Genomic DNA, 24,547 nt, shown 5'->3' with positions numbered 1-24,547 from the left:
TGCCTACTCAACGGTCGCGGGTCCACCCGTCGGAGGTCACCAGACCGAGCCGCCCGTATGCCAGAGCGCCAAGATCAAGATCTACAGCTGGAGTACTAGGGTCCCGCGGAACACTGCTCGTCCAGAAGAGGACTGATCGACCGGCAGCCGGGCTGAAGGGCTGGTCATCGACTCTTGCTCCCGCCAGCGCTCGCACTTGGTCACTGTCGCCTGGCCGATCACGTGACCCAGGTCCCGGCTCGGATGTCGAAGCAGCTGCGGGCTGTGCAGCAGGACCTCATCGCCTGGCTACCGGTGCGCCTATGCGTGGATGGTCCTGGAGGTGGGTCGATGGGAGGTCCCGGTGTGGTGTCGCCCTCCTGAGGGTGAGCCCGTCCTCCCGTCGGGCAAGCCGCCAGTCGCCGCACTGCAGAACTGGTTGCCGACGTCCCCTCTCGAACTCTTGCGGTTTCGTGGACGAATCCATATGGTGCTTATGGTGGGGCTTCGTTGGCGAAATCAGGCCGGGGGACTCTGCAATGAATCACGGAACTCTGCGGTCCGCTGTCGTCGCGGCACTGGCCGACGTCGAGTCCCTCAATGTCAAGCTCACTGGGCTGCTCGCGGAGATTGACGGAACGGACACTGCCATTGACCTGGGACGCCAGGGGCTGTGGACAAGGGCCCAGCTTGCACTTCTGTGGAGCAAGGTGAACCACCTTCCCGGGGTACGCGCGCTGTTCGAGGCCACGGCCGAGCACCCAGACGAGAAGGTTCGGTTCACTGACATTCTCCAGCGTTCGGGACTTCCCGAGCGTCAGCAGAGCAGCGAGCACGCAGCCCTTAGCCGCATCTCCGGACAGTTGTTCAAGGAGAAGCGCTGGCCGATCGAGAACAGCCAGGGCGGCATCGACAATGCGACGGGTAAGGCCGAGATGCTCTATTGGATGGACAGCCGAGTAGCCGCCTGGTGGCGCGAGATCACACAATTAGAGGCTTAGGCAGACGTGGGCCTGTGCGGAGCGTGGGGGATGCAGAGTTGAGGGCTTCGCTGTCTGCCGATCGGTGTGTGCAACGCCGAGCTTCTCGGTTCACCCGGGCGAGCCGTTGCGGGCGTAACCTGACATAGATCACATTGTCGCTTTCGCGGATGGGCGAAATGCGATGCGCCATGGAGGGGGGAAATTCGATCGATGGCTTCGGAATTCATCGATGAGCCCGACCTCGAGACTCTTCGCCAGATGGAGCTCGAGCAACGCGAAAGGCGTCGACTCGCCCGCCTGCGCGGCGAGGTGCCAGCCTTACGCGCTCGCCGAAGGTCCGCACCAGCGATAGTCGAGCGGGCGCCGACGTCCGAGATAACGCCGACTCTAGTGGAGCTGCCTGCCCGTATCGGCGCCGTCCTGGATCGCATGGCCGAGCAATCGGGAAATGCCGACTTGTTTGCCGCGGTACTCACCAATCTCGGCGCCCAGGCTGATTCGTTGTCCGTCGTGGTGCCTACGGTGCGGGCACACCTATCCGGGCTATCTCCGCTCATCGCCCTGAACCATCTCGCCGAACTTACAGCGGCAGGCATGCCTCTACTTGGCGACGATGAACTCGCTCGCGCCGAAGCCATCCTCACCGGCAGGCTACCCATACCATCGACGGACTCTGTGTCAGCCGACGCATGGCAATTGCACCTGGAAGCCACGGCGGCCGCGGCGCACGCAACCCTTTCCGCCGAGGTGTGGCAGCGGCTCGTACAGTCTTTGCCGTTGCCCATTGTCGACGATCTCATCGACTCCGGTGCGCTCGATGAAAAGGTGCATCCTGCGGAATGGCCGGCCAGGGACGAGCGCGTGCGCTACGTGCTCGCCCGAGTGACACCCGGGGACCTTGGTGATCACGATGTCGAGGCCCTTGGCTGGGCTGACGAAGTGCGTCGACGCTCCGTGGTTGCCGGCATCGGCGTCGAACCGGTTGAAGGTCGGCACGACCAGTGGAGTTTGCGCTCGGCGCTTCTGGACGGCGAAGTCAGCGTACTCGACGACGTTCAGTCGGACGCGGACACAATGTTGCCCACGGAGCTCGCCCAACTGGTCAGGTCGCTCCGGGAAGTTCGCCGTGGGAGCCCTGTCAGCCGCCGACTCGGTGAGGAGCGCGGGCTGTTCGGCCTACTGGAGGACTGCGTACCGCAGGACCGGCTGATTTCCGGCCGGACTCCATTCCACTACTGGGCCGGTACACGCCGGATGTACCGGCTGTTGGACCAGGCCCACTGGGCTATGGCCGTGGAACCAGACACTGCGGCGGACATGCTGCGCAAGGTCGTCCAACAGGCCACCGCTCTGCGCAATGAACAGCACGGCGCGACAGCTGGCCGCGCCGACCGTGAGGCACGTGTGGCCCTTGCGTACGTGTACTTCCTGACCGCCCGCCCGGGTGACCGTGACCGGCTCGATCAAGGCGTGGGACTACTTGAGGACTTTCTCAAAAGGGGCGGTGCCCAGCGCACAGGGGTCGATCGCGAGACCCGAGGCCGGATGAACCGGCTCAGCCAGCTACTTCAAGCACTCCGCCACAGGTCCAAGCCGCACGATGTTCTCAATCCGTATCTGGCCTTGTCGGTCGAACACGGCTCAACTGAATGGCGACACGGGTGGCGCAACATGCGCACGCAGGTCCCCACCGAGCAGCTGGAGTACATCAACAGCGCCAAGGACCGAATCCAGCGGCTCGAGACGGCCCGGCGAATGGGTAACGAGACGGAGGAACTGTACGAGCTCCCGCTCGACGAACGCTTCCTGTGGGTCCCTCGCGACCGGTCGCCCGTCCTGCAGCCACGAGCGCACTCTCTGAAACGACGAACTGACCCCAGCACCCCGGAAGATCGGGAATGGACCGCCGCTGAAGCGGCCAGCGAAATCATCGGCCGCAGCACCACGATTACGAGGAATGACCACTGATGGACAAGAGGGAGAAGCGGCGAGTTGCGCACAACCCCACATTCCAAGGGCTGCGCTCCCGCCCCATGACAGGCGGAGGCGGAGCCCGCAAAGGGGAGGCAGTGCACGACGAGCCTCCCCCGCGTTCTGGGCAGTCGCCGGCCCGCAGCGAGGACACGTCCAACGCGAACGCGGATGCTCAGCTGCCTACCGATGCCTTGGCCAATCCCGAGAGGTTCTTTGAGAAGGTCAGCGAGAAGCTGGCCACACGGGTCGACAAGGCGGCCTCGAAGGCAGGCCTGAGGGCGTCTCAGGAGCTCTCCCAGAAGCTAAGGGAAGAACTGGACGACGCCATTCGCGGCGTCATGTCCACCGCCGAAAAGGTCGGCACGCTGGTACGGCAAGCGGTACAGGCCGCCGTCGATGATGCACTGCGCACCGCAGTGCTTGAGGCGACGCGGGTACGAGAGCAGCAACTGTCGCAGCTGGCACTCATCGATCGCACAGCCTGTTCTACTCAAGACCTGGCGGCCGTGCGTTTGAGGATAGAAGCCGAGCTGAAGCGGTCGGGCCTTGAGCGCGTCACGTCGCTGGACAATCTCGCTGCCTTCGATGTCGTGAACCCCGGAGAGCACAACGGGAGCAAGGCCTTCGAGGTGGTTGCCCCCGCATACATCGAGACGTCGTCCGGGCGTGTCGTCCAACGTGGCGAGGTACGACAACTTCCTGCGGGCCACTTCGACGGGGCGGAGGACAACGCATGACGTTCGGCATTGACTTCGGCACCAGCAACTCGGTTGTCGCACGTTGGACGGGCCACGGCACCGAGGTCATACGGGTAGACAGCGATGGACTTCCCGCCGAGTGGAACCGCCCAGGCTTCGATGAGCTGTTTCCTTCAGTTGTCTCGCTGCGGGATGTTCAGAGGACCTTGTGCTTCGGTTGGTCCGCCAAGTGCAGTGCCGACGCCCCACAGGACGCGGTGAAACGCATGCTCGCTTCCAAACCTCGGGCTACGGCGGACGAGGACCAGGACGAGTACCTGCGCGGCGCACTGCCCGAAGAGCATGAGGTATGGCTGGGCGACGAGCCGTACCGCAGCACGACGGTTGCCGCAGCTTTGTTCGACCAGATGCGGGCAGGCGTCCGCCGCAATCTGAGGGAAATGGAGGAGGCAGTCGTCACCGTCCCCGCCAATGCCACCGGGGCAGCTCGTTACCGAACCAGGGCCGCGGCACGCCTCGCAGGTATCAGGGTCAAAGCGCTGATCAACGAGCCGACTGCGGCTGCGATCAGTTACGCCCACGACTACCCAGGTGAGGGCTGTTTTCTTGTCTTCGACTGGGGCGGTGGCACGATTGACGTCACCGTGCTCGAACATTACGACGGCATCTTCGACGAGGTGGCTTCTCGAGGCATCACCGCGCTGGGTGGCCTCGAATTCGACGAAGCGCTCGTCCGGCTGATTCTGCCCAAGCTCGGGAGGCGGCCCGAGCATCTGACCCGCGCGGAAGCACGCCGCTGGCGACGCCACGTCGAGCTCACCAAGATCGCGCTGTCCCAGCCCGGCACCAACGATGTGCTCTTCGAACCCCCTGGCGGCATGAGCCCCATCGTCATCTACCGCGAGGAGTTCGAAGAGGCTGTGGAGCCCCTCGTCCGGCGGGCCCTGGTGCCGTTGGAGGAGTGCCTCAACGATGTCGGGCTGTCACCTGAGACGCTCGATGCCGTCCTCATGATAGGCGGGACCTCGCAGATTCCACTCGTTCGCCGGGAAGTCGAGCACGCACTCAATCGCAAGGTGGTGGACGCACGACTGTGCAAGCCCATGACTGCCGTCGCGCGGGGGGCAGCCATCACTGCAGCAGAGATCGACGGGCTTGTCCCCGGGACTACCATCTCGGTCGCCACGAGCCATGACCTCGGTTTGACCTTTCAAGCCGGTAGCCGTCGTGGCTTTGCCACCTTGATCCCCCGATACTCGACATTGCCGGCCCGCGGCAGTCGCAGCGCCATGCCTGCCGTTCGTGGTGCTTCCAAGGTCGTCCTGGAGATCGTCGAGGGGGACAGCGCACGGGCTGCGGACGATGAGCGCACATTTCCCCTGGCGCGTCTTGAACTGCCCGTCCCCCAGCCGGGGGCCGACCCCAACGCGAACCTTTTCGACGTCGACTACCGCTACGACCGCAACGGCATCCTCAAAGTGCGTGCAGTTCTGCGCCATGGTGGACGCGAAATCCTCAACGAGGAACTCGACTGCTTCGGACCTGACGGAACACCGATTGAGCAAGGGCTCGACCGAGAACTCGAACGCCTGTTGCGGCGCATCACCGAGCCGGCGCCGCAGCCTGAGCCACTGACGGCGAGCACAGCGACTCCGGACGCGATTCCCGCAGACATTCACAGCGCAGAGCCGTCTGCCATTCCCACGCTCGTCGTGGATGGGCGGGGAGTCATGACCGCAGGAAGGAGCGCAGCCTCGCCTCGCCCCCCAAGCTATGCGCTCCTGGGTTCCGCACTGGCCGTGATCAGGCAACGGTTCCCGAACCGTCGGCTGATCACGGTCATCGGCACGGATGTCGTCGACATGGTGGAACACCATGAACGCGAAGCGCTGGACCAGGCCATCACCAGGGGAGAGGTGATCCCAGTGCCCTCTGTTTCAGCGCAGGCAGTCCTCAATGTCGCAGGACAGCTCGCAGCGCCCGTGGTGTCGATGAACAACCTGATGCGGTTCCGCACGCCCTACCCGTGGCTTGCCGAGAAGGGGCGCTTCATCCAGCTCGCCCGCGTGGAGAAGGACTGGCTTTTCCCGTGAGCGCAGCCGTGGTGACAGTGAAGTCCGACTGGTCACTTCAACCTGAAGCGACCAGTCGGCTTCGCAGCCCCGGAGTGGGCGGTGCCCGTGTGGTTACCGCTCGGGTGGCGGCAGACCACAGCTCGCGGGCCAGAGCGCTGCCGGCGGTCCATCGGGGCCAGTAGGCGCTGGGCGTAGCGGCTGGCGCGGATCTGGCTGCGCCGTGCGCTGCGGAGATTGCCGCGGTGACAGGCGGCGTCTACGCCGTCACTGACTCGCCCTCGGCTCGAGCTTCACCCCAGAAGGCCGCCCGCCTGGCACGATCCCAAGAGTCCATCGAGAACCGGCTCCATCCTGTCCGTGACAGCGCCCTTCACCGAGGACGCCTCCAAGATCCGCACCGGCATCGGGCATCATCGCCCTACCCGACGACGACGGAACCGATGAGGCCCTGGATCGATGTCAGTTCCTTGTGACCGCCCAGGTAACCGATACCCCGGTGCAGGTGAACCGTCAGCGCACGCGCCGCATTCTCGTCGGTAGGTTCTTCGCCGTCCTGCAGGCAGCGCTGCTTGAGCAGGGCGAGGTACAGGTCACCGTGAGCACCGGTGAAGGTCTTCCACGTCATCTCGACATTGGAGTCGGTGACGATGTCACGGACCAGCGGTGTAGAGGGGTCTTGCAGGGACAGCAGCAGGGCCCAGCGGCACAGCACGTTCCACTGGGCGATGCCGGTGGTGCGCTTGAGGCGAACCAGCCGGTCCTTGGCCGGCTGGGAGAGCCGGACGGTCTCAAGCGACATGGCTGCCTCCTGCATTCCACCAGTAGCCCTCGACGACGCTAGTGGTGAGCTTGGTGTCGTCATGGACCAGCGTGTAGGTGCGGGCGATGGACCTCTTCAGCCGGCCCAGCAGGTACTCGTCGATCTCCTCGTCTGTCGACAGAAGCAGTACCTGCTCGCCCGCCTGGGGGAAGTACCGGTCGACGAGGTGCTCCCGGTGGCGGCTGTCCAGGCGGCCGAGCGGCGTGTCGATGACATTCGGCAGACGGTTGCCTGCGACCTGCATGAGACCCCACAGAAGCGAGATGGCAAGCAACTGGCGCTCCCCGGCACTGAGTCGGCCAGGGGAGATGGTCTTGCCCTCGGCGTCCGACAAGGTGAGGGTGAAATCATCGATGTTGATGCGGATGTCATCGACCAGGCTCTGCTTGCGCATCAGCATGCGGAAGCTGCGGATCATGGCGACTTCCAGGTTGCCGATGTGCCGCTCGAGCAGTGCTTCGCTGAAGCGAGCGAGGGTCTGCCGAGCCTTCTCCGAAAAACGGATGATGCGCTCGACTTCCTCGGCCTTGACCTTGGTACGGATGAACTCGTTGTGCGCCTTTTCCAAGGATGCCCTGACACCCGCTCGGCGCCGTTTGAGTTCCTCGACCCGTTCGGCTGCCTTCTCGCAGGCGCTGACCGCTGAGGCGACCTCCTGCAGCTGTTCTTCCCGCTTGGCCTGCAGCGCCTCGACCTTGTCCCGCGCGGGCACACCCGCCAGCTGACGGTCCAGCTCAGCGAGTGCCTCGGACGCCTCCTCGGCTTCGGCCAGCAACTCAGCTCCGCGGCCGCGTTCACCTTCCAGTGCCGCGTCGAGGACATCGAGCTGGGACCCCATGTCGGCGGGCAGGCGGAGGTCCACGTCGAGGGCTGCCGCCTCTGCGCGCTCGGTGCGGTCGGCTTCCATCGCCTTGACAGCTGCCTCGTGGGCTTGCGCGGGGAGCTGGTCGAGCAGCCAGTCGTCACGTTCCCGCAGGACGTGCAGGACTTCGCGGGCTTGGGCGGCCGCCCGCTCCCGCTCAAACTGGGCGCGTACTTCTTGCAGCTGCTTACCGGCCATGAGGAACGGCAGTGCGCCGGCCGCGGTCTGTACCAGGGCTGCCCGGGCATCTGCGAGCTGGTTTGCCGCCTGCTTGCGAGCGCTCTCCAGCTCGACCCGCTGCTCGAACAGAGCGCCGCCTTCCTTCTGGAATGCCTGTTCGACGGAGTTCAAGGCGCGCGTGGCCTTGGTGTGCTCGCTACGCAGATGTGCCAGTTCCTGCGTGGCCCGTTCCAGCTCCTCCTGGGCTGCTTCCTGCTCCTGCTCCTGACTGCGGATGTTGTCGAGCAGGTGCTGCTCTTCGTCTGAGAGCTTCTGCCGGCGCTGCAGAGCCTGCAGATCGGTGCGGAGCTGCTGGACGGTGCTCACACCGAGCAGCGAGTGGACGGCCGATTCGATCACGGAGGCGGCTCGGTCCGGGTCGGCCAAGGACTCGATCTTCTCGCCGTCGAAGAAGGACAGCGAGGCGATTTCGAGTGGCAGGAGATCTTCGACGTGGTCGGCCCAGCCCTGGCTGAGTACCCGGCTGTGGCGGAGTTCGGGGGTAGCACGAAGGTCGCCCTTCGTCTTGTCTCCGAAGTGCTCGTCGATGGAGACGTTCAAGAACTCCTTGACGGACTTGCCGCTCTCATGCCAGCTGCGGGTGACCTTGTAGTAGTGCTCGGTGCCCTCCACAGTGACCGTGAATTCGAGGCAGATGGCAGCGCCACGGCTGGGATCCGCCTGGCGGTTGATGCTTTCGCGTAGGTAGGTGTCGTACGCCTTGCTGCCTCTTCCGGAGCAGCGGGCACGCGGCCCGTACAGGGCGAGTTGGATGGCGTCGAGGAGCGTGGTCTTGCCGCAGCCGTTGAGCCCGCCGATGAGAACGATCGGCTTGTTCTTCATAGGCGTCAGGTCGAGGGACTGCTCACCGCGGTAGGCCCCGAACTCGGACAAGGTGATCTTATGCAGGAGCATCGAGTTCGGTTTCCTCGTCGAACGTCAGGGTCTCGGTGACGTCGTCGCGCCACTTCTTCTTGCGCTGCGCGAAGTTGACGGCGTCGTCGGCGTCTTCGTAGTAGCCCTTCTCCACGGCTTGCTGGAGAGCCTCGAAGAGCCCGGCGCGACGGGTCATGGTGCGGTACTTACGCTCGACGGAGAGTAGCTCGCGGACCATGCCGTAGTGGATGGCGTCGTCGCCGCAGATGCCCTTCAAGATTTCCATCTCGTCGGCGCCCATGACCAGCTGCTCGTCGAGCGGGCCCCCGGGGAATGCCTCGCCGGTGGCTTCCTGATAGATGCCAGGCAGCGAGTCTTCGACCTCGTGCTTGTCGAAGACCCAGATGCGGCGGATCTCATGAAGCTCCGCGAGGGTGATCAGCTCGATGTTCTTCACGTGTTCGGGAGCGTTGGCGCGGATCCAGGTCTGGGCCTCCAAGAGCTCGCGCAGCCAGTTCTCACGGTAGTTCTGCTTGTACGGGCCGTGGATCGCGTCGTCCTTGAACAGCATGACGCGGCCGTTCATCCGCCGGAAGTCGCGGGCTGGCTTGTCCGGCTTGGGGAAGCCTGCCTTGCGTCCTTCAGGAAGCTCGGGGTCCCCCTCCTCGTAGTAGCCGAAGGGGGCGTCAAGCTTGTCACGCAACGACAGGAGCGGAAGCATCCACTCCTTCTCCTCGTCGTTTTGGATCATCGCCGACATGGACTTGTCCTGCTCGACCAGCGTGCAGGTCCAGCAGCCGAAGCGGCTGGAACCGCACGAGGGCGTGGTGGAGTCGACAACCAGAGGGCACTCGCCGTCGGCGGAAGCGCCCTGGTACATGGTGAGCAGGTCCTCGTTGTGGTAGCCCCACGGATTGGGGCGTTGCATGAGGAACTCCCACACGTCGTCGTTGGTCCACTCCTCGATGGGGCTGTAGACGAGCGAGTTGGGCAGGTTCGCGTTGGGGGAGAGCCGGTCGCGCACCCGTCGCTTCTCGTGCTTCTCCATGGCGCGGGCACGGGCTTGGCTCTCGGTCTTGCGGATGCCGAGCACCATGATCGCCTCACCGTGGGCGGCGACGACGCTACGGATGAAGGAGTTCGACGGCTTGATCTTCAGGCGCTCGGTGCACCAGCGGAACTTCGGGCGCGGGGCAGGGTAGCCCCGGCCGATGAGGTTCACCCAGAAGGTGTCCTTTATTTCCGGCGTCAGGCGGTGTGGCTCGATCGGCAGCTCCTGCGCGGTGGCCGCCTTCTCCATGGTCTCCAGCGAGGTGGTGACCCAAGCCGCGACGACCGGATTCTCAACCAGCGTGTCGGTGCTGATCACATGGACGGGCTTTGTGCGCTTGGCTGCCGGCAGCTCCTGCAGCGCCATCCAGACCAGCTGGAGCACCGCGGTGGAATCCTTGCCGCCGCTGTAGCCGACGACCCAGGGGACCTGGTCAGCGGTGTACAGCTCGCGGATCTCGTCCGTGAGTGCGGTGATCACCTCGTCGAGCGTGCGCCCATCGAACGGCCTGCGGCGCACCGGGGTGAGACCGAAGGGGATGGGGATGGTCATGCCTCGCCTCGCAGGTACGCGTCTTCCACTCGCTGTTCTTCGGGACTGAGCCCAAGGCCGAGGTGGGCGCGAAGGTAGTTCACGGTCAGGGTGACGTTTTGATGGCTCTTGGAGACGCGGCCGCCGACGATGGCGCGGCCCTCCCAGTCGGTGTTGGAACGGGCCCAGTTGACCTTCTTCAACGGCGCGAGGTGTCGCTTCCAGCGGCTGGGCACCGTGGACTCGCGGAACAACGAATTACCGATGCGGCCCAGGGCATGCAGCGCGATGCCGTGGCTGTGGATGAAGTCCCTGCGCATCTCTGCGGCGGTCAACTCACGCCTGCGGACCATGGCCCACTCCGGCAGCGCCTGGTCGATGGTCTCCCAGTACTGCTGAGCCAGGTCGGTGGCCTCGTCGTCCTTGACCTCCAGGCCCTGCAGGAGGGACTGGGTGCCGTAGTACAAGGCGCTGAGGGTGAACATCTTGCGGGAACGGGCGGCGAGGTTACTCTTCTCCATCTCCACGTAGCCCTTGAAGACCGCTGAGCGGGCCGTCAATGCGCGGGCGACCCGGGCTCCGTTATCACGGTGGTCGTACAGCACGCCGATGGAGCGTGCCGGGCGGACAGCATGGCGGTTGAGGTCGGCGAACATCTGCTGGGAGCGGGCGAGGCCGGCGTCGTGGAAGAAGACGACGGCGATCGTCTCGTCCCCCAGGTCGGGGTTCTCCTTGAGGGCCAGCTCGATGGACGCGCGGCGGTGCTGGCCGTCGTTGATCAGGAAGCGAGCGTCCATGGGGATGCGCAGCTGGCCGGTGCGGAAGCCGATGCCCTCGCCGGCGATGCTGTCGAACATCATGTCGCCGTCGACGGAGGCGGTCAGTGCGCTGAAGACGTAGTCCTCGGGGTTTTCGAGGATGTACCGCGTCAGGGCTGGCAGACGGCCCTTGTTCAAGATGCGCTGGGCGCGCAACTCCGGAGAGAGATCTTCCTCGTCGAAGATGAAGATCTTCGGGATGAGGCGGAGCGGGCACATCGAGACGTAAAATTCGCGCCCTGCCTGGACGCCGCGAATGGCCGGGAACGTGTATTCGAATCCCGTAGTGGTCCGCGGTGGGGCCACTTTCGTCGCAGGTGTCGTCGCTTCGATCTCCACCGGGCAACCCTAGCGTACGTCATCACTTAGACGTACACGAGTCACCGTTTTCACGCGGCTCGGTGCATCCCACTCCAGTCGTCGATACTCAGGTACCGCAGGGGTCTGTTGGAGCGAGGAATGACACGCATCGCGCCACTTGTTTAACGTACCGGCGGGGGTGGCAGCGTACCTCTGCAGCGAGCGTGTACGTTAACGGCTTGACGTACACATGTCTCGATGACCGGTAGAGGGCGTAGGTGAGCACTGTGGTGGCGTACCTGGATGCGGCGGCGACGACCCGGGTGGACCCGCGAGTGGCAGATGTGGTTCTGCACTGGATGACGGAAGACTTCGGCAACGCTGGCAGCCGCACCCACGAGTACGGTGCCCGCGCCAAGAAAGCCGTCCAGGAAGCACGAGCCTTCCTCGCCGCCACCGTCGCAGCCAAGCCCGAAGAGGTCATCTTCACCAGCGGCGCCACCGAGTCCAACAACATCGCCCTGCTCGGCATCGCCCCGCACGGGGAGAAGGCGGGGCGCAGGCACATCATCACCTCTGCCATCGAGCACAAGGCAGTCCTCGAACCGCTGCTGCACCTCCAGGAGACCCGCGGCTTCGAGGTGGACGTCCTGGAGCCTGGTCCCAGTGGCCGCATCACCACTGACGCGGTCCTCGAGCGGCTGCGCCCGGACACCCTGCTGGTCTCGCTCATGCACGTGAACAACGAGACCGGTGTCATCCAGCCGGTCGCCGAGATCGCCGAGAAGCTGCAGCAGACCGACACCTACCTTCACGTGGACGCCGCCCAGGGCTACGGCAAGCTTCCCGGGGACCTGAAGGCGCCCATCGACTTGATCAGCATCAGCGGCCACAAGATCGGCGCTCCGAAGGGCATCGGCGCCTTGGTGACCCGGCGCCGCGGCTGGAACAGGATCCCCCTAGAGCCGATCATGTTCGGAGGCGGCCAGGAGCGAAAGCTCCGCCCCGGTACCCTCCCCGTTGCTTTGATCATGGGGCTGTACGAGGCCGCGAAAATCTTCCAGGAGAACCGGCAAAACTGGGAGCGCGACGCCCTGGCCGTCCGCGAGCGCTTCCTCGCCGTTCTGGGCAAAGCCCGCTTCCACATCAACGGGGACATCGAGCACGCCGTGCCCCACATCCTCAACGTCACCTTCGACGGTCTCAACGCCGAGGCATTGATCGTCCGCATCAAGGACCTGGCAGCCGTCGCCACCGGTTCCGCGTGCACCAGCGCCTCCTACACGCCCAGCCATGTTCTCACCGCGATGGGACTTCCCCAGGACGTCGCCTCCAACGGATTGCGCTTCTCCTGGTTCCCTGCCCAGGTCGCCGACTTCGACCCGACGGAGCTGGCCGAGACCATCATCCGCATGCAGCCGGAAGCCACCGACTCCTGAGCCTGCCGGTGCGCCGGATCACGCCTCCGGCGCACCATGCGGCGCCGCAGGGCCTACCGCCTGCGCGCGCCGCACCAGCCGATGGCCGCGCAGCGCACGCCCGCACCGCACCAGCTCCGCCTCCCACCCGTTCTCGGTACCGATGAGATGCGGGTGCGCGTACAGCCCTGCCCTGGACTCCGCCTCCGTCAGCCGCCGGTAGCGCTCGGCGTCGGGATCATCGGGAGCCAGGAACTCGTGCTTGCGGTGGAGCAGCGGACGGTTGCCCGAGTCCGCATACGACATATGAGAGGTCTCCAGCGTCTGGAGATCCACGATGTAGGAAGACTGGATCCGCGGGTGCGGATCTTTGTCGAACGCCGGGTAGTCCAGCCATGACACAGCCCGCCCCTGATGCCGCAGCTTCACCACCGTCCAGTCCGCCGGCCGTCCTGCAGCGATGGACGCACAGTGCTCATACAGACGCAGAACCGTGGGAAGGCGTTCGATGGCCCTGCGGTGCACATACAACGCCGTCGGAGTCAGCTTGCCGACCTGCGAGGCGTTCATCGCCCCACGGACATAGCCGTCGTCCCGCAGTTTCAACAGCAACCGGTCGGCCCGCTGACAGGCTTCCTTGTACGAGGAGAAGAAGGTCCGGACATCCAACTGCACGCTGGGCGGCAGACTGCTGAACGGTCCCCGCCCGTTGAACAGCTCCACCGCCAGGTACAGCAGGGTGTTCAACGTGGTGCGCTTGGCGCCCTCGGCCACCAGGTCGGCATCCGCCGATTCCCGCACCAGACGCTTCACCTCGGCAGGAGTCAGGTGCGCAAGCAGCTCCGCCGTCGTCCGGGGCATCTCGTCGATCCGCGGGGTTCGTCCGCGCCGCTGCACATAGTCCGCCAAGGCGGCAATGGCCGATGTGCTGTCCTTCGACGCCAGCCATTCAGCGTCCGGGGCGATGCGCTGGGCGAGGTATCCCAACCGGGCCGCGTCGTCCTTGAACGCATAGACGATGCCCGGCGCGGCAGCCACCAACCGGGCACCCGTCACCTCCTGGACGTACGCACGCAGCTCGCTCGCACCGAAAAGATGCTGGAAGGTGCCCTTGCCGGTCAGCAACCCGTCCCCGAACTCTTCGCCATGCACCTTGGACTTCTCCCAGGTCAGGCGAGTGGAGACGATCAGCAGAGTCTCAGCGAGATCCCAGGCGTCCTGGAGCGTCCGCCGGCGTTCCACGGGGTCCTCGATGACATTAAGGACGTAGGTGAGTAAGACGACGTCGGTCGGCTCGAGTCTGGCTTCGGGACGGTAGAACGGATCCCAGCCGGAGACACGACACCCCAGCCTCTCCAGCGCCCGCACATCGTCCCCGCGCCCGCAACCGTAGTCCAAGATGGTCCGCTTAGCCGTCAGCTGACGATCCCCCAAGGCTTGCCGTGCGGGGACGGAGAGGTTGGCGCGCCCGATGGCGGTGCGGCGGCGATCGCTTTTCCAGGTCTGCTGCATGACTGTGGAGCTCGCTGAGTGGATCAATGACCGAGGTCGACGGGGGGACCGGGCCCTCAACGGCAGCGTAGTGGACAGGGCGCTCCTGCGGGGCAGAGTTGGCGATGGAGCGTTTCGCCATAAGGGCCTGAAAATAGCCATCTCGTGAGCAATCACTGGATATTGGCACATTTGTTTGATGTGTGCTCCGTTGAGAGGCCCGTCCGTGCCGTGTCCATCGATTCGAGGCGGTCGACCCGAAGTTGCGACCGCCACTCGCCTTCCGCAAGCGTGGTGGCCGGCGGGACAATAGCCTCGCAGCAGAGGATGGGAGGAGGTGTCCGTGTGTCAGTGGGATCCCTTACTCTAAATCTTCACAAGCGGTAGTGATCTGCAATGTGGCACTCACTGCGCAGGGGGAGAGGTCTGTCCATGGGGGGAAAGAGCCTGCAAGATCTTTTACTTGGTCGTGCCGTACTGCCGCCGGGCTGAAGAGAACGTCCGAGCGGGGCGCGTTACGTCGTGAGTCTGTGTCATGCGGGGTCACGTCTCCGGACTGAACGTTCCGGCTGAGGCAACCCAGCGCTGCACCGAACCGGGAGCGTTGACGTCAGTGCGGGCAGGAAGCTCGGGGGAATGGCGTGGCCGCATGGCAGTGCCCACAGTCGTTCGCGCCGCGAGTCGAACGGCTATCTGAAAAACCAGGCATCCGCGGGCCGTCGTCAACCTCTCCAGGCACCTGAGGACTGGAGAGGTTGGCGATACGTGCCGATTTCAGAAAGAAGTGCAGGGAAGCAATGTTTGGTAACCCCACCGCGTCTCCGTTCCGAGAGTTGGTCCAGGGAACGTGGGGTAGCTTCGCCACGCCAGCCGGGCGCGTCGACTACATCATGACGAAGGCCCGCCTGGGCGAGGACTCCGATGAGCCTGAGCGTCGGCTCACCAAGAACCTCGCTCCGGTACGGGAGGTCATGGAAGCCGGCGACCTCGACTTCGACCAGCTGCTCCAGCGTGACCTGGACGACCACCGCGTCGCGGTGAAGCTGGTGCCATACCTGCTGGAGCGCCAGATCACCGGGCCGGCGTTCTTCCCGCCGATCGTCGCGGTTCTCCTGCCGTTCAAGTCCAAGAAGCCGACGACGTTCGCCCCGCTCGGCAGGCCCGAGATCGTGGCGGACTCCGGCACGAAGTGGAAGCAGGAACAGGCTGGCAATGCCTTCCAAGTGCAGCGTCACGTCTTGGACGACGGTCAGCTCGACCCGGCGAACTTCGGCAAGCTGAAGTGGAACGATACCGAGTCGAAGCTGGTCGTGCTCGACGGCCAGCACCGGGCGATGGCGCTGCTTGCGGTGGAACGCACGCAGTCGCGGAGTTGGCAGGGGTCGCCGGGGGAGCGCTTCCGGTCCTTTTACGAGTTCCCGGTGGGCCAGGCGCTGAAGCGGTTCGGCGACGTGGACCTCAGCGGCATCGAGGTCCCGGTCACGGTGTGCTGGTTCCCCGAGGAGACAGGCGAACAAAGCAATCCGCATGGAGTGGCGCGCAAGCTGTTCGTCGACGTCAACAGGGAGGCGCGGCCGCCGTCGAAGTCGCGGATCATCCTGCTCTCGGACGCCGAGCTCAGCAACGTGCTCACCCGCCGTGTGCTGAGCGACCTGCGCAAGGACACCGGCGAGGCGCAGCTGCCCATCTACGCCGTGGAGTACGACAACCCCGATACGAACAACACCCAGCCCGCCCGCTGGTCCGTGCTCACCAATATCCACTTGCTCAAGCGAGCGGTCGAGTTGTGTGTGTTTGGGCCACAGCGGCCCTTGCTTCAGGCGGACCTGCGGTTCTCCGGAGGCCGTCCCCCGGAGAAGGCCATGGACGAGTTCATGCGGTCGCAGCTGGATCTGTCCAGTGTGTTCCCCGAACCGGTCGAGGACGGCAGCTTCCGCTACGCCTGGAACGACATCAAGAACACGAAGTTCCCGCTGAGCTACGTCGACGCGATCAGCGACCGCTTCTCCGAGACCTGGGGAGAAGCCCTCATTACCCTGCTGTCGCGCACCGAGCCGTACGCCGCGCACGCCAGGGCGCTGAACCAGCTGCGCGAAACCTGGGACCGGCACGACCCTGGTCAGAGCCTCGCACACGATGCGCTGTTCAACGGGGTGGGAGTGTTCTGGACGCTGCGCGACAGCTTCGACACCTACCTGGAGAGTAAGCAGTCGGGGCAGCCCGCGGCCAAGTCGGACGTGATCCGTGCCTGGGAGATTCTGCGGGACCGGGAGGAGGAATTCGAGGTCTACCGCAGCAAGGAGTACCGGGACAACGGTAGGACGGGGTCGCTGAAGCAGACCAAGGCAGCTTTCGCCGTCTTCAACACCCATGCCTGCCAGCTGGGCATGGCACTGACCCTGGGCTCACTTTGGGAACTGCGCAAGCAGCAGCCGAACAAGCCGGCCCTGTCTGATCTGCCGAAGTTCGCCGACGACCTGGCCGCCGCCTGGAACGCCTACTTCGCGCTGGAACCGGGCAAGGCCAAGGACCGCCGGCTCGCCTTCAACAAGGCCGAGGTCCACAACCCGCTCAACCAGATCGCCAACATGGACACCCCCCAGGCCGTGTACTTCCGGTACTTCTGGCTGCAGATCCTGGACATCGACGAGGCATGGGCACATATCGAGCGCTGGTTCGACGGACGCACCGCGTTCCGGCACATGCTGAGCGGCGCTCGCGGCCTGTACCTGGAGCTCTGCGTCGATCAGCAGATCCGGGCGCTCAGGACCAGTCTTCCCGGTGAGAAGGAGAACGCGATCCGGCTCGCGGCGGAGCGGAACGCGAATGCGGCCCTCGGCAGGGCGCTGAGGGACTGGTTCTACGGCACCGACGAGCCCTTCCGCGCATGGCAGCTTGAATACGGCCAGGCCCACGCGCAGGCCCTCAAGGCGGGCGCTGCTGCAGCCACGCCCGTCCCCGCGCAGGCTGCCGCGCCGCCGGAGTCCGCGGCCTCGCGTGCGGAGCACCCGACCTCCTCCATCGAGGATCTGCTCAGTGAATGACCCGGTAGGCCACGAAAGCAGCCAGTGGCGCGCCACAATCGACGAAGCGAAGCGCCACAACCAGCGCATTCGCGCCTGGGCGGCAGCCCAGGGCTACCCGATCGGTGACCGAGGGAGGCTGCCCCGCGACGTCGTCGCAGCCTTCGAGGCCGCCCAGACAAGCCCTCACCCCGAGCCGCAACAGCTCGCCGGCCCCCCCGCTGCCGTACCCCACCCGCACCCAGTCGATCCGCAGGAGGTGCCCCTCATGGTGTCCGCACTCTCGGCGCCCGCACGCCCCTGGGACGTGCTCCTGCCGTGGCTGGACCGGCTCGCCCCGTCGGAACTGCTCGCCCTCCAAAGACTGGGCGGGCCGGCACAGTGGTGGCTGCGTGAGACCCCCCAGGAGACCTCGGCACGCCGGGAGGACCTCGGGGCTGTCTTCGACCTCCTTGCATCCTGCCTCGAGATCGCGCCGCTCGCCTACGAGCCCTTGTCATCCCTGCTCCCGCAGCTTTCGGTCGACAGGGCGATCGCTGACCTGGACGCCGCCCCCAAGACGTGCACGGCGCTGGCAGCTGTCGCTGGCGGGGCCACCCTCGACGCCATCGGCACACTCTCGCCCCACGACATCCTCACCGCGCCGATCGGCAGCCACTGGGTCAAACACGATGCTCTGGCCGTGCTCGTGCGAGAAGGGGTGCTGTTGAGCACCCCTCGTGCGCTGCCGCAAGATTCGCTGCCCGAGCCCGTTGGGGCAGCTCCGGCGGGCAGCCTCGACGACGCCGTCGCACACTGGTTCGAGGGGCTCGATCCCCGCCAGCAGGACCTGATCGTTCACCATGTGAGTGCGGCGTCGCCCTCTTCCGTCGATCTACTGGCCACGCGTCACCGCACAATGCGGGAGCGGATGACCCAACTGCTTGAGCAACTGCCTGACAGGCTCGCGGAATCGGCCGATGCAGACCCCAGGCTGCACCGCGCATTGGAGCTGTTCCAGGAGGTGACCAGTGCCCCCATCTGCAGGGCGGACATCGTCGAACGGCACCCCTGGACGGCATCGACGCTCATCGAACCGGCCGTCACCGTGCTCGACGTCCTGGCCGCCGTTGTGCTCAGTGCCCGCGAGGACGACAAGTGGCTGTATGCCGGATCCGTTGAGGCGGCCCGGGCCAAAACCCTGGAAGCACTCGACCTCGACCCGGCGCAGTACATATCGCTTAACGCTGCGGCCCGCTTGCTCGCCGCGACGGGGGAGCCGCTGAGGCCCACGGAAGACTGGCTTCACTTCTGCGGTCTCCGGCTCGTCGGCAACCAGGTTGAGCGCCGTGCCGAACCCGCGAGCGACGGGGCAGACTCCGGGCAGAGCGATGCTGCAGGCGCCGACTACGAGCTCGCACCGCCGCAGCCGAACGGGGTTGCGGCCGCGTGGCCGCAGCAGTCCACGGCACCGCACGACACGTCACCACAGCCGCCCGCGATCCCATCCCCGGCCACTTCCAGCACCCCGCCACCTCCGGCCGAGTCCGCCACTCTCGCCCGGGCCCTCGATGAACTGCACCGGTTCGCCGCCAAGAACCGTCCTGACGCCACGCTCGCGGATCTCCTGCAGCGACCCGAGCAGCTGCCGCGCCCCCTGCGTGGGCTTGTCCTGCGCCTGCTGGCGGCCGAGACCGGACCCTCCGGCTGGGTCCTGCCCGCAGAACCACCGCCGGCCGTCGATGCCGCAGCGCACAAGGAGCCGGCTCTCGCCGAGGAGGACAGCCTGGCTGACGCGCTGGCCGCGATCCTGAGTGAGGCCAAGACGCCGCTCATGCCCGGCGAGGCTCTTTACGCCCTGCTCGATTCGGGAGCCCTCGCCGAGGTCTCCGCAGCCCTTGCCGCGGACCCGCGCATCCTCGTTACCGCCAGCGGACAGTGGAGCATCGATGGCCACCTACACGACGGCTATGGTCCCGCGGGGACGCAGCAACCCCGCGAGCCGACCACGGGCCCGAAGAGTACCCTCAAGGACCAGGCTTGGGCCGTGCTTCGCGAGGCTGGACATCCCCTGACCTTCCCGCTTTTGGTCGAAGGCATGGGAACGGATGTCAATGCGCGCTCGCTGAAGGCCCAGTTGCCGACCGACTCCAGGTTCCTGCGCAGCGATATCGACTCCTGGGCGCTGGCCGAGTGGGGACTGCGCAGGTACACCTCGATCAAGAATCTGGTCGCCGAGGAGGTTGACCGCGCCGGCGGCGAGATCGCCACGGCCGATCTCGTGGCCGTCTTGACGCGCGAGTTCTCGATCAAGGAGTCGAGCCTGATCCAAGTCGCCTCGACGCCGCCCTTTACTACCCGCGGGGGTGTGGTCCGGCGACTGGACGCCGTGCACGCTGACAGCCGCGAGCAGGAACCCACCTCCGACGGCGATGAGCGGTCCCACGAAGATGGACCGTCGACCGACGACCTCATCGACCTGATGGGATTGTGATGGTTGACCACCCGTTGAGCGCACTGCGCGCCGCCAGCCTGCTGGCCGACTACCGCAGCGACCGTTGCGACATCGTCGAAGACTTCTACGCCCCTGCCATGGCCGCCGCCACGGCCTACGATCGCGCCGTCGGTTACTTCAGCGCATCGGTGCTGGCGGTGTTCGGCCAGGGCGTGGAAGCGTTCGCCGCGCGCGGCGGCACCATGCGCCTGGTCGCCTCTCCGCAGCTCAACGCTGACGACGTCGAACAGATCCGCGCCGGATACGCGATCCGCGCAGTCCTGGAACAGGCAGCCCTGCGCGACTTGGAACGCGCGTGCGAGGACCCGTATGCAGCCTACGGCCTGGGTAGACTTGGCCTGCTCGTGGCCGAAGGACACCTGGACGTCAAGCTGGCCTACATATCCGCAGGCGATCGCGTCGGCATGTACCACGAGAAGATCGGGATCTTCCGGGACAGCCGCGACCTGGTGGCCTTCAAGGGCAGCGCCAATGAGACGATGCCGGGGCTCGTCGGCAACTTCGAGTCCATCGAGGTCTTCCGCTCCTGGGAACCCGGCGACAGCGCTCGCGCCATCCGGATAAGCCGGGATTTCGAAGACCTGTGGCACGACCGCACCCCGCTGCTGCGGGTCGTGGACTTCACCAAGGCGGCCACGGACCTCATTGCCTCCTGCGCCCGCCGCAGTGCCCACCAGGCACCGCCCGACCTGCCGCCCATGGATGGCGCGCCGCTCACACTCCCGCGCCCGGAGACATTCGGCCGCCTGGCCATCCCGACGGACCTGGCGGTCCGCGACTATCAAAAGCACGCTGTGGAGCGATGGTTCGGCAACGAGGGCCGCGGCATCCTCCGCATGGCCACCGGCACCGGCAAGACACTGACCGCGCTGGCCGCCGCTGCCCAACTGGCCCGGATGCTCGGCAATCGCGACGAGCCCCTGCTCACCTTGGTCATCGCGCCCTACCAGCACCTGGTGGACCAGTGGAGCCGGGACGTCGCCTGGTTCGGGATGACCCCGGTACGCGCCTACGAGTCCGTCACCAGTTGGTACGGTAACGCCTCCGCCCTTCTGGACGCCCTGGCGCTGGGCACCGTCAAGGGCGGTGTCATCGTCACCACCAACGCCACCCTGGCGGCGGACCCCCTGCAGGGCCTCCTCCACCGCTACCGTGGCCGGCTCCTGGTGATCGCCGATGAATGCCACAACCTGGGAGCTAAGCGACTGCGCGACAAGCTGCCGGACAATGCCCGCTACCGTCTGGGTCTGTCCGCCACCCCCGAGCGCTGGTTCGACGACGACGGCACAGCCGCGCTCGCGGACTACTTCGGTCCGGTGGTTTTCGAGATGGGAATCGGCGACGCCATTGCCGCCGGAGCGCTGTGCCGCTACACCTATACCCCGATCTTGGTGGAGCTCGACAGCGAGGAGGCCGAGCTCTACGCGGAAGTCACCGAGAAAATCGCGAAGCTGCTGGCAGCCAAAGACTTCCACGAGGACGCTGGCGAGGACACGCCGCTGGGCAAGCTGCTGCGCAAGCGGGCCAACATCCTCGGACACGCCCGCGCCAAGCTACCCGCGCTGCGCAGGGAAGTCCTCAAGCGGCGCGAACACTGGTACCAACTGATGTACTGCGCGGAGGGCCGCCACCCGCTGAGCTACGAGCATGGCGGGCCAGACGAGCCGACGCAGTTGCAGCAGGCCCTGGACATGGTCGGCGGGGAACTGCGGATGCCAGCTGCCCCTTACACCGCTGAAACTCGGCGCGAAGAGCGGCAGGTGCTGCTGCGGCGCTTCGCAGCCGGTCAAGACCTGCAAGCGCTGCTGTCGATGAAGTGCCTGGACGAGGGCGTGGACGTGCCGGCCGCCCGCACCGCCTACCTGCTGGCCAGCTCCTCCAACCCCCGGCAGTTCATCCAGCGCCGCGGACGCGTGCTGCGCCGGTCGCCGGGCAAAGAGCACGCGGACATCGTGGACTTCATCGTCGTGCCGCCGGACAACCCCGGTGGTCTCCAGCGCACGACCGAGCGCCGCATGGTGGCCCGTGAACTGGCACGGGTCACCGAGTTCGCACATTTGGCTGACAACGAGGCCCAAACGCTGGACATCCTGCGGCCGTTGCGCGTGCGCTACGGCCTGCTGGACACCTGACGAGCAGACCCCAGTGATCGACTTGCACAACCTGAAGCGGAGGGCTTCATGAGCACCCAACAGACGCCCCGGGAAATCCTCGACGCTCTGTCACCCGAGGCCAAGACCTTGGCGCAGCGTGTCTGGCAGATGGAGCGGCAGTACCTCCACGTGAAGAACCCGTCGATGCTGACCGACGAGATCGTTCGAGCCGCCAAGGAGCTGGCCAAATGAAGCTGCTCAAGCTCACCCTCGAGAACTTCCGGGTCTTCCACGGTGTTCAGGAGCTCAATCTCGAAGTAACCGACGACAAGCCCGCGGTGCTCGTCTTCGGTATGAACGGCGCCGGCAAGACCACCTTGCTCAACGCCTTCGGCTGGGCCCTGTACGGCGAGTTCTCCGGTGACGTGGAGTACCAAGAGCGCGTGATCAACGACCACGCCTGGTCGCAGACACCGTTCGGTGGCCAGATCGGTGCATCGGTGCGCCTGGTCTTCGAACACGAGGGCCTGCTCTTCCACGTGCATCGCTCGGTGCGCACCACCAAGGCTTCCGAGGAGCAGCGCGAGCTCAGCTCGAAGCTGACCGTCACCGAGACCGAGCACAGCACCAGCAAGACGGTCGACAACGGCCAGGACCGCATCGAGAAGATCCTGCCCAGGGAACTGCGTCAATTCTTCTTCTTCAACGGTGAGCGCATGGAGCGCATGTTCACCGGTGACCGCACCGACGAGGTCAAGCAGGCGATCAAGACGCTGATGGGGATCGAGGAGATCGAGCGGGCTATCAGCACCCACCTGCCCAAGGCCTCCGCCAAGCTTGCGCGCCAAATCGAGAAGGGCGGCGATGGACGCCTCCAGGCGCTCATCGCTGAGCAGGAGCGACTGGAAGGTCAAAAGCTTGCGGTGCACCAGCAGTTGCTGAAGCTGTCAAAGGACGCCGCCGCCTACGAGCACGAGATCGAGGCGGTCAACAAGGCGCTGCGGTCCAACGAAAAGGCCGCACCGCTCGCCCGCCAGCGGATCAAGTTGGAAGAGCAGCGCAGCGAACTGCTGGTCAAGCGGAACCAACGCCACGAGGACCGCAAGGACATCCTGGCCAAGAGCAGCTTTTTGGCCTTCACTGGCGGCCTGGATGAGCAGGTACGCGACCTGGCGGACGGGATGCGTCAACGCCGCGAGCTGCCGGCCGGGATCCAGCGCGACTTCATCGACGGCCTTTTGGACGACAGCGTGTGCATGTGCGGGCGCGACCTGCCCGAAGGCTCCGACGCTCGCAAGGCGCTGGAGGAACGCCGCTACAACGCCGGTCTGGCGGATGTCGAATCCCGCTGGATGTATCTGGCCGGCAGAGCCGCCGACCTGCCCCAGGTCCGTGCCGAACTGCTGGAGCGGCTGCGCCAGTGTGTGCAGGGCATCGAGGACACCAAGCAGGCCATCGACAAGGTCGACGCCGAGCTGAGCGACATCACCCGCGAGCTGGAAGGCGTCGACGTAATGGACGTCAAGCGCCTGGAGGAGCGCCGCAAGGAATTCGACGCCAAGCGAGTCGAGGCCCTGCAGCTCCATCGCGATGCCAGCACGCAGATCGTCGATCTGAACGAGCTGATCAGCAGCAACAAGCTGAAGTTCCGAGCCGCGCGTGTGGCGGACGAGGAGTCGCGCCGCATTCAGCGCCAGGTCGCCCTGGTGGATGAGGTCCTGGAAGCCTTCCTCAAGATCCGGGACGTCAAGACCGAAGAGGAGCGAAAGGCCCTCGACGGCAAGATCAAGGCCGTGTTCGCGCGGATCTGCATCAAGCCGTTCACTCCCCACATCACTCCCGACTTCGCACTGGAGTTGATCAACGACTCCTACGGCGGAGCCGCCGCACGCAGTACCGGCGAGAACCAGATCCTCAGCCTGTCGTTCGTCGGCGCGGTGGCCGAGCGTGCCAAGGAGATCCACGACCGCAAGGAGGGCACCGGAGATGCCGCGCTCGGCGGAGGCGGAATCTACCCCGTCGTCATGGACGCCCCCTTCGGCAACCTCGACGTCGCCTACCAGAACGACATCGCCGAATCCCTGCCGAAGCTGACCTCACAGATCATCACTCTCCTCTCCCAGTCCCAGTCCCGCGGCCGAGTCCTGGACCACCTTGGCGACGCGGCGACCCGCATGTACGTGCTCCGCTCCTACACCACCAGCACCGAGGCCGAGGAGCAGACCATTACCATCCGCGACCGCGCCTTCCCCTATGTCTCGCACGGCGAGTTTGACCACACCGTCCTGGAAGAGGTAGTCATCTGATGGCCGTCGAGATCCGTTTCCGTCGCCCCGCCGAGCACGAACAGCTGCTGATCGCGCTCACAGGTCAGGACGGGCCCTTCCGGCACAACTACGAAGCCCTGCTCTTTGCCGCCGCGCTGGGACGCCGCAAGGGGCAGCGGGTGCCGTTTGACAAGCCTGGCGAGCCGATCCGCTACGCCTTGGTCGAGAACCGCGCGTACGGCGACATCCTCGTCGATGTCCTGGCCGTCACCGAGCACCCCGACGACGCGAAGATCCTCGCTGATGAGCGCCTGGGCGACCGCCTGAGGATTTTCGAGGAGTACGCCAACGGCGGACTGCGCTACCTCCAGGGTGAGATCAACAGCCGCGGCAGCCGCGACCTGGTGGCCATCGTCAGCTCACTCGTCTCGGACGCGCTGGTCCAGCCCGTCGAGGAGGACGACAGCCCCGTCAAGGACATGCTCGACGCCTTGGAGTGGTAAGCGGCCACCTTGCCCGGGCCGACCGGCCCGCCAAGTCACCGCTGGAAGTCCCCCTGTCAGTACCACCCCCTA

Annotated in this window: 16 protein-coding genes; 11 read left to right on the top strand and 5 right to left on the bottom strand. The window is 65.7% G+C overall.

Annotated features, from left to right (window positions below; all coding sequences use genetic code 11):
• The first annotated feature begins 518 nt into the window (after positions 1-518).
• The 4 genes from ACFYYN_RS20355 (at position 519) to ACFYYN_RS20340 (ending at position 5,727) form a co-directional block, all read left to right on the top strand.
• Positions 519-980, top strand: coding sequence for a hypothetical protein (locus tag ACFYYN_RS20355; protein WP_500546945.1), 462 nt, complete (start codon positions 519-521; stop codon positions 978-980).
• A gap of 411 nt (positions 981-1,391) precedes the next feature.
• Entirely contained in the window at positions 1,392-2,930 is a 1,539-nt protein-coding gene (locus ACFYYN_RS20350) for a hypothetical protein (protein ID WP_500546944.1), read from the top strand.
• A 101-nt stretch (positions 2,931-3,031) separates the two neighbouring features.
• Positions 3,032-3,673 carry a hypothetical protein gene (locus ACFYYN_RS20345; protein ID WP_500546943.1) on the top strand — a complete coding sequence of 214 codons (642 nt, stop codon included), beginning with the start codon at positions 3,032-3,034 and terminating at the stop codon, positions 3,671-3,673.
• Positions 3,670-5,727, top strand: coding sequence for an Hsp70 family protein (locus ACFYYN_RS20340; RefSeq protein WP_500546942.1), 2,058 nt, complete (start codon positions 3,670-3,672; stop codon positions 5,725-5,727). The genes ACFYYN_RS20345 and ACFYYN_RS20340 overlap by 4 nt, the downstream gene beginning before the upstream one ends.
• A gap of 400 nt (positions 5,728-6,127) precedes the next feature.
• Here ACFYYN_RS20340 and dndE read toward each other — a convergent pair whose 3' ends face one another.
• Genes dndE through dndB form a run of 4 tightly spaced genes read right to left on the bottom strand, consistent with a single transcriptional unit; the run spans position 6,128 to position 11,225 of the window.
• Positions 6,128-6,508, bottom strand: a complete 381-nt coding sequence (gene dndE, locus ACFYYN_RS20335) for a DNA sulfur modification protein DndE (RefSeq protein ID WP_500546941.1) — start codon at positions 6,506-6,508, stop codon at positions 6,128-6,130.
• Positions 6,498-8,525 (bottom strand): DNA sulfur modification protein DndD, encoded by a 2,028-nt coding sequence (gene dndD / locus ACFYYN_RS20330; protein WP_500546940.1) that lies wholly within the window; start codon positions 8,523-8,525, stop codon positions 6,498-6,500. Before dndD ends, dndE begins: the two co-directional genes overlap by 11 nt.
• Positions 8,512-10,089, bottom strand: coding sequence for a DNA phosphorothioation system sulfurtransferase DndC (gene dndC / locus ACFYYN_RS20325; RefSeq protein WP_500546939.1), 1,578 nt, complete (start codon positions 10,087-10,089; stop codon positions 8,512-8,514). Before dndC ends, dndD begins: the two co-directional genes overlap by 14 nt.
• Positions 10,086-11,225: a DNA sulfur modification protein DndB gene (dndB, locus tag ACFYYN_RS20320; protein WP_500546938.1), complete on the bottom strand. Its 1,140-nt coding sequence runs from the start codon at positions 11,223-11,225 to the stop codon at positions 10,086-10,088. Before dndB ends, dndC begins: the two co-directional genes overlap by 4 nt.
• A 239-nt stretch (positions 11,226-11,464) precedes the next feature.
• On the opposite strand from dndB, the gene dndA reads away from it, so the two are divergent.
• Positions 11,465-12,625: a cysteine desulfurase DndA gene (gene dndA / locus ACFYYN_RS20315; RefSeq protein WP_500546937.1), complete on the top strand. Its 1,161-nt coding sequence runs from the start codon at positions 11,465-11,467 to the stop codon at positions 12,623-12,625.
• 18 nt (positions 12,626-12,643) lie between these two features.
• Here the strand turns inward: dndA and ACFYYN_RS20310 are convergent, their stop codons facing one another.
• Positions 12,644-14,116: a DNA phosphorothioation-associated putative methyltransferase gene (locus ACFYYN_RS20310; protein WP_500546936.1), complete on the bottom strand. Its 1,473-nt coding sequence runs from the start codon at positions 14,114-14,116 to the stop codon at positions 12,644-12,646.
• Between the two features lie 869 nt (positions 14,117-14,985).
• On the opposite strand from ACFYYN_RS20310, the gene ACFYYN_RS20305 reads away from it, so the two are divergent.
• From ACFYYN_RS20305 to ACFYYN_RS20280, 6 genes are read left to right on the top strand one after another with little or no spacing between them, the layout of a single operon-like run.
• Entirely contained in the window at positions 14,986-17,139 is a 2,154-nt protein-coding gene (locus tag ACFYYN_RS20305; protein ID WP_500546935.1) for a ParB N-terminal domain-containing protein, read from the top strand.
• Positions 17,132-19,591 carry an Lsr2 family DNA-binding protein gene (locus ACFYYN_RS20300; RefSeq protein WP_500546934.1) on the top strand — a complete coding sequence of 820 codons (2,460 nt, stop codon included), beginning with the start codon at positions 17,132-17,134 and terminating at the stop codon, positions 19,589-19,591. The genes ACFYYN_RS20305 and ACFYYN_RS20300 overlap by 8 nt, the downstream gene beginning before the upstream one ends.
• Before the next feature lie 14 nt (positions 19,592-19,605).
• Entirely contained in the window at positions 19,606-21,744 is a 2,139-nt protein-coding gene (locus ACFYYN_RS20295; RefSeq protein WP_500546933.1) for a DEAD/DEAH box helicase family protein, read from the top strand.
• 48 nt (positions 21,745-21,792) lie between these two features.
• Positions 21,793-21,957 carry a hypothetical protein gene (locus ACFYYN_RS20290; protein ID WP_500546932.1) on the top strand — a complete coding sequence of 55 codons (165 nt, stop codon included), beginning with the start codon at positions 21,793-21,795 and terminating at the stop codon, positions 21,955-21,957.
• Complete coding sequence (locus ACFYYN_RS20285; protein ID WP_500546931.1) at positions 21,954-24,011, top strand: AAA family ATPase; 2,058 nt, start codon at positions 21,954-21,956, stop codon at positions 24,009-24,011. The genes ACFYYN_RS20290 and ACFYYN_RS20285 overlap by 4 nt, the downstream gene beginning before the upstream one ends.
• Positions 24,011-24,475, top strand: a complete 465-nt coding sequence (locus ACFYYN_RS20280; RefSeq protein ID WP_500546930.1) for a DNA phosphorothioation-associated protein 4 — start codon at positions 24,011-24,013, stop codon at positions 24,473-24,475. The genes ACFYYN_RS20285 and ACFYYN_RS20280 overlap by 1 nt, the downstream gene beginning before the upstream one ends.
• Positions 24,476-24,547: the final 72 nt, after the last annotated feature.

Source organism: Streptomyces sp. NPDC001902 (assembly GCF_042891295.1).
GTDB lineage: Bacteria > Actinomycetota > Actinomycetes > Streptomycetales > Streptomycetaceae > Actinacidiphila.
This window is presented reverse-complemented; position numbering and strand designations above follow the sequence as displayed.

Bases quoted from the DNA above. Each gene is read 5' to 3' on its own strand.
- ACFYYN_RS20355 (WP_500546945.1), top strand. From the start codon at position 519: ATGAATCACGGAACTCTGCGGTCCGCTGTCGTCGCGGCACTGGCCGAC.
- ACFYYN_RS20350 (WP_500546944.1), top strand. From the start codon at position 1,392: ATGGCCGAGCAATCGGGAAATGCCGACTTGTTTGCCGCGGTACTCACC.
- ACFYYN_RS20340 (WP_500546942.1), top strand. From the start codon at position 3,670: ATGACGTTCGGCATTGACTTCGGCACCAGCAACTCGGTTGTCGCACGT.
- dndE (WP_500546941.1), bottom strand. From the start codon at position 6,508: ATGTCGCTTGAGACCGTCCGGCTCTCCCAGCCGGCCAAGGACCGGCTG.
- dndD (WP_500546940.1), bottom strand. From the start codon at position 8,525: ATGCTCCTGCATAAGATCACCTTGTCCGAGTTCGGGGCCTACCGCGGT.
- dndC (WP_500546939.1), bottom strand. From the start codon at position 10,089: ATGACCATCCCCATCCCCTTCGGTCTCACCCCGGTGCGCCGCAGGCCG.
- ACFYYN_RS20310 (WP_500546936.1), bottom strand. From the start codon at position 14,116: ATGCAGCAGACCTGGAAAAGCGATCGCCGCCGCACCGCCATCGGGCGC.
- ACFYYN_RS20305 (WP_500546935.1), top strand. From the start codon at position 14,986: ATGACGAAGGCCCGCCTGGGCGAGGACTCCGATGAGCCTGAGCGTCGG.
- ACFYYN_RS20290 (WP_500546932.1), top strand. From the start codon at position 21,793: ATGAGCACCCAACAGACGCCCCGGGAAATCCTCGACGCTCTGTCACCC.
- ACFYYN_RS20285 (WP_500546931.1), top strand. From the start codon at position 21,954: ATGAAGCTGCTCAAGCTCACCCTCGAGAACTTCCGGGTCTTCCACGGT.
- ACFYYN_RS20280 (WP_500546930.1), top strand. From the start codon at position 24,011: ATGGCCGTCGAGATCCGTTTCCGTCGCCCCGCCGAGCACGAACAGCTG.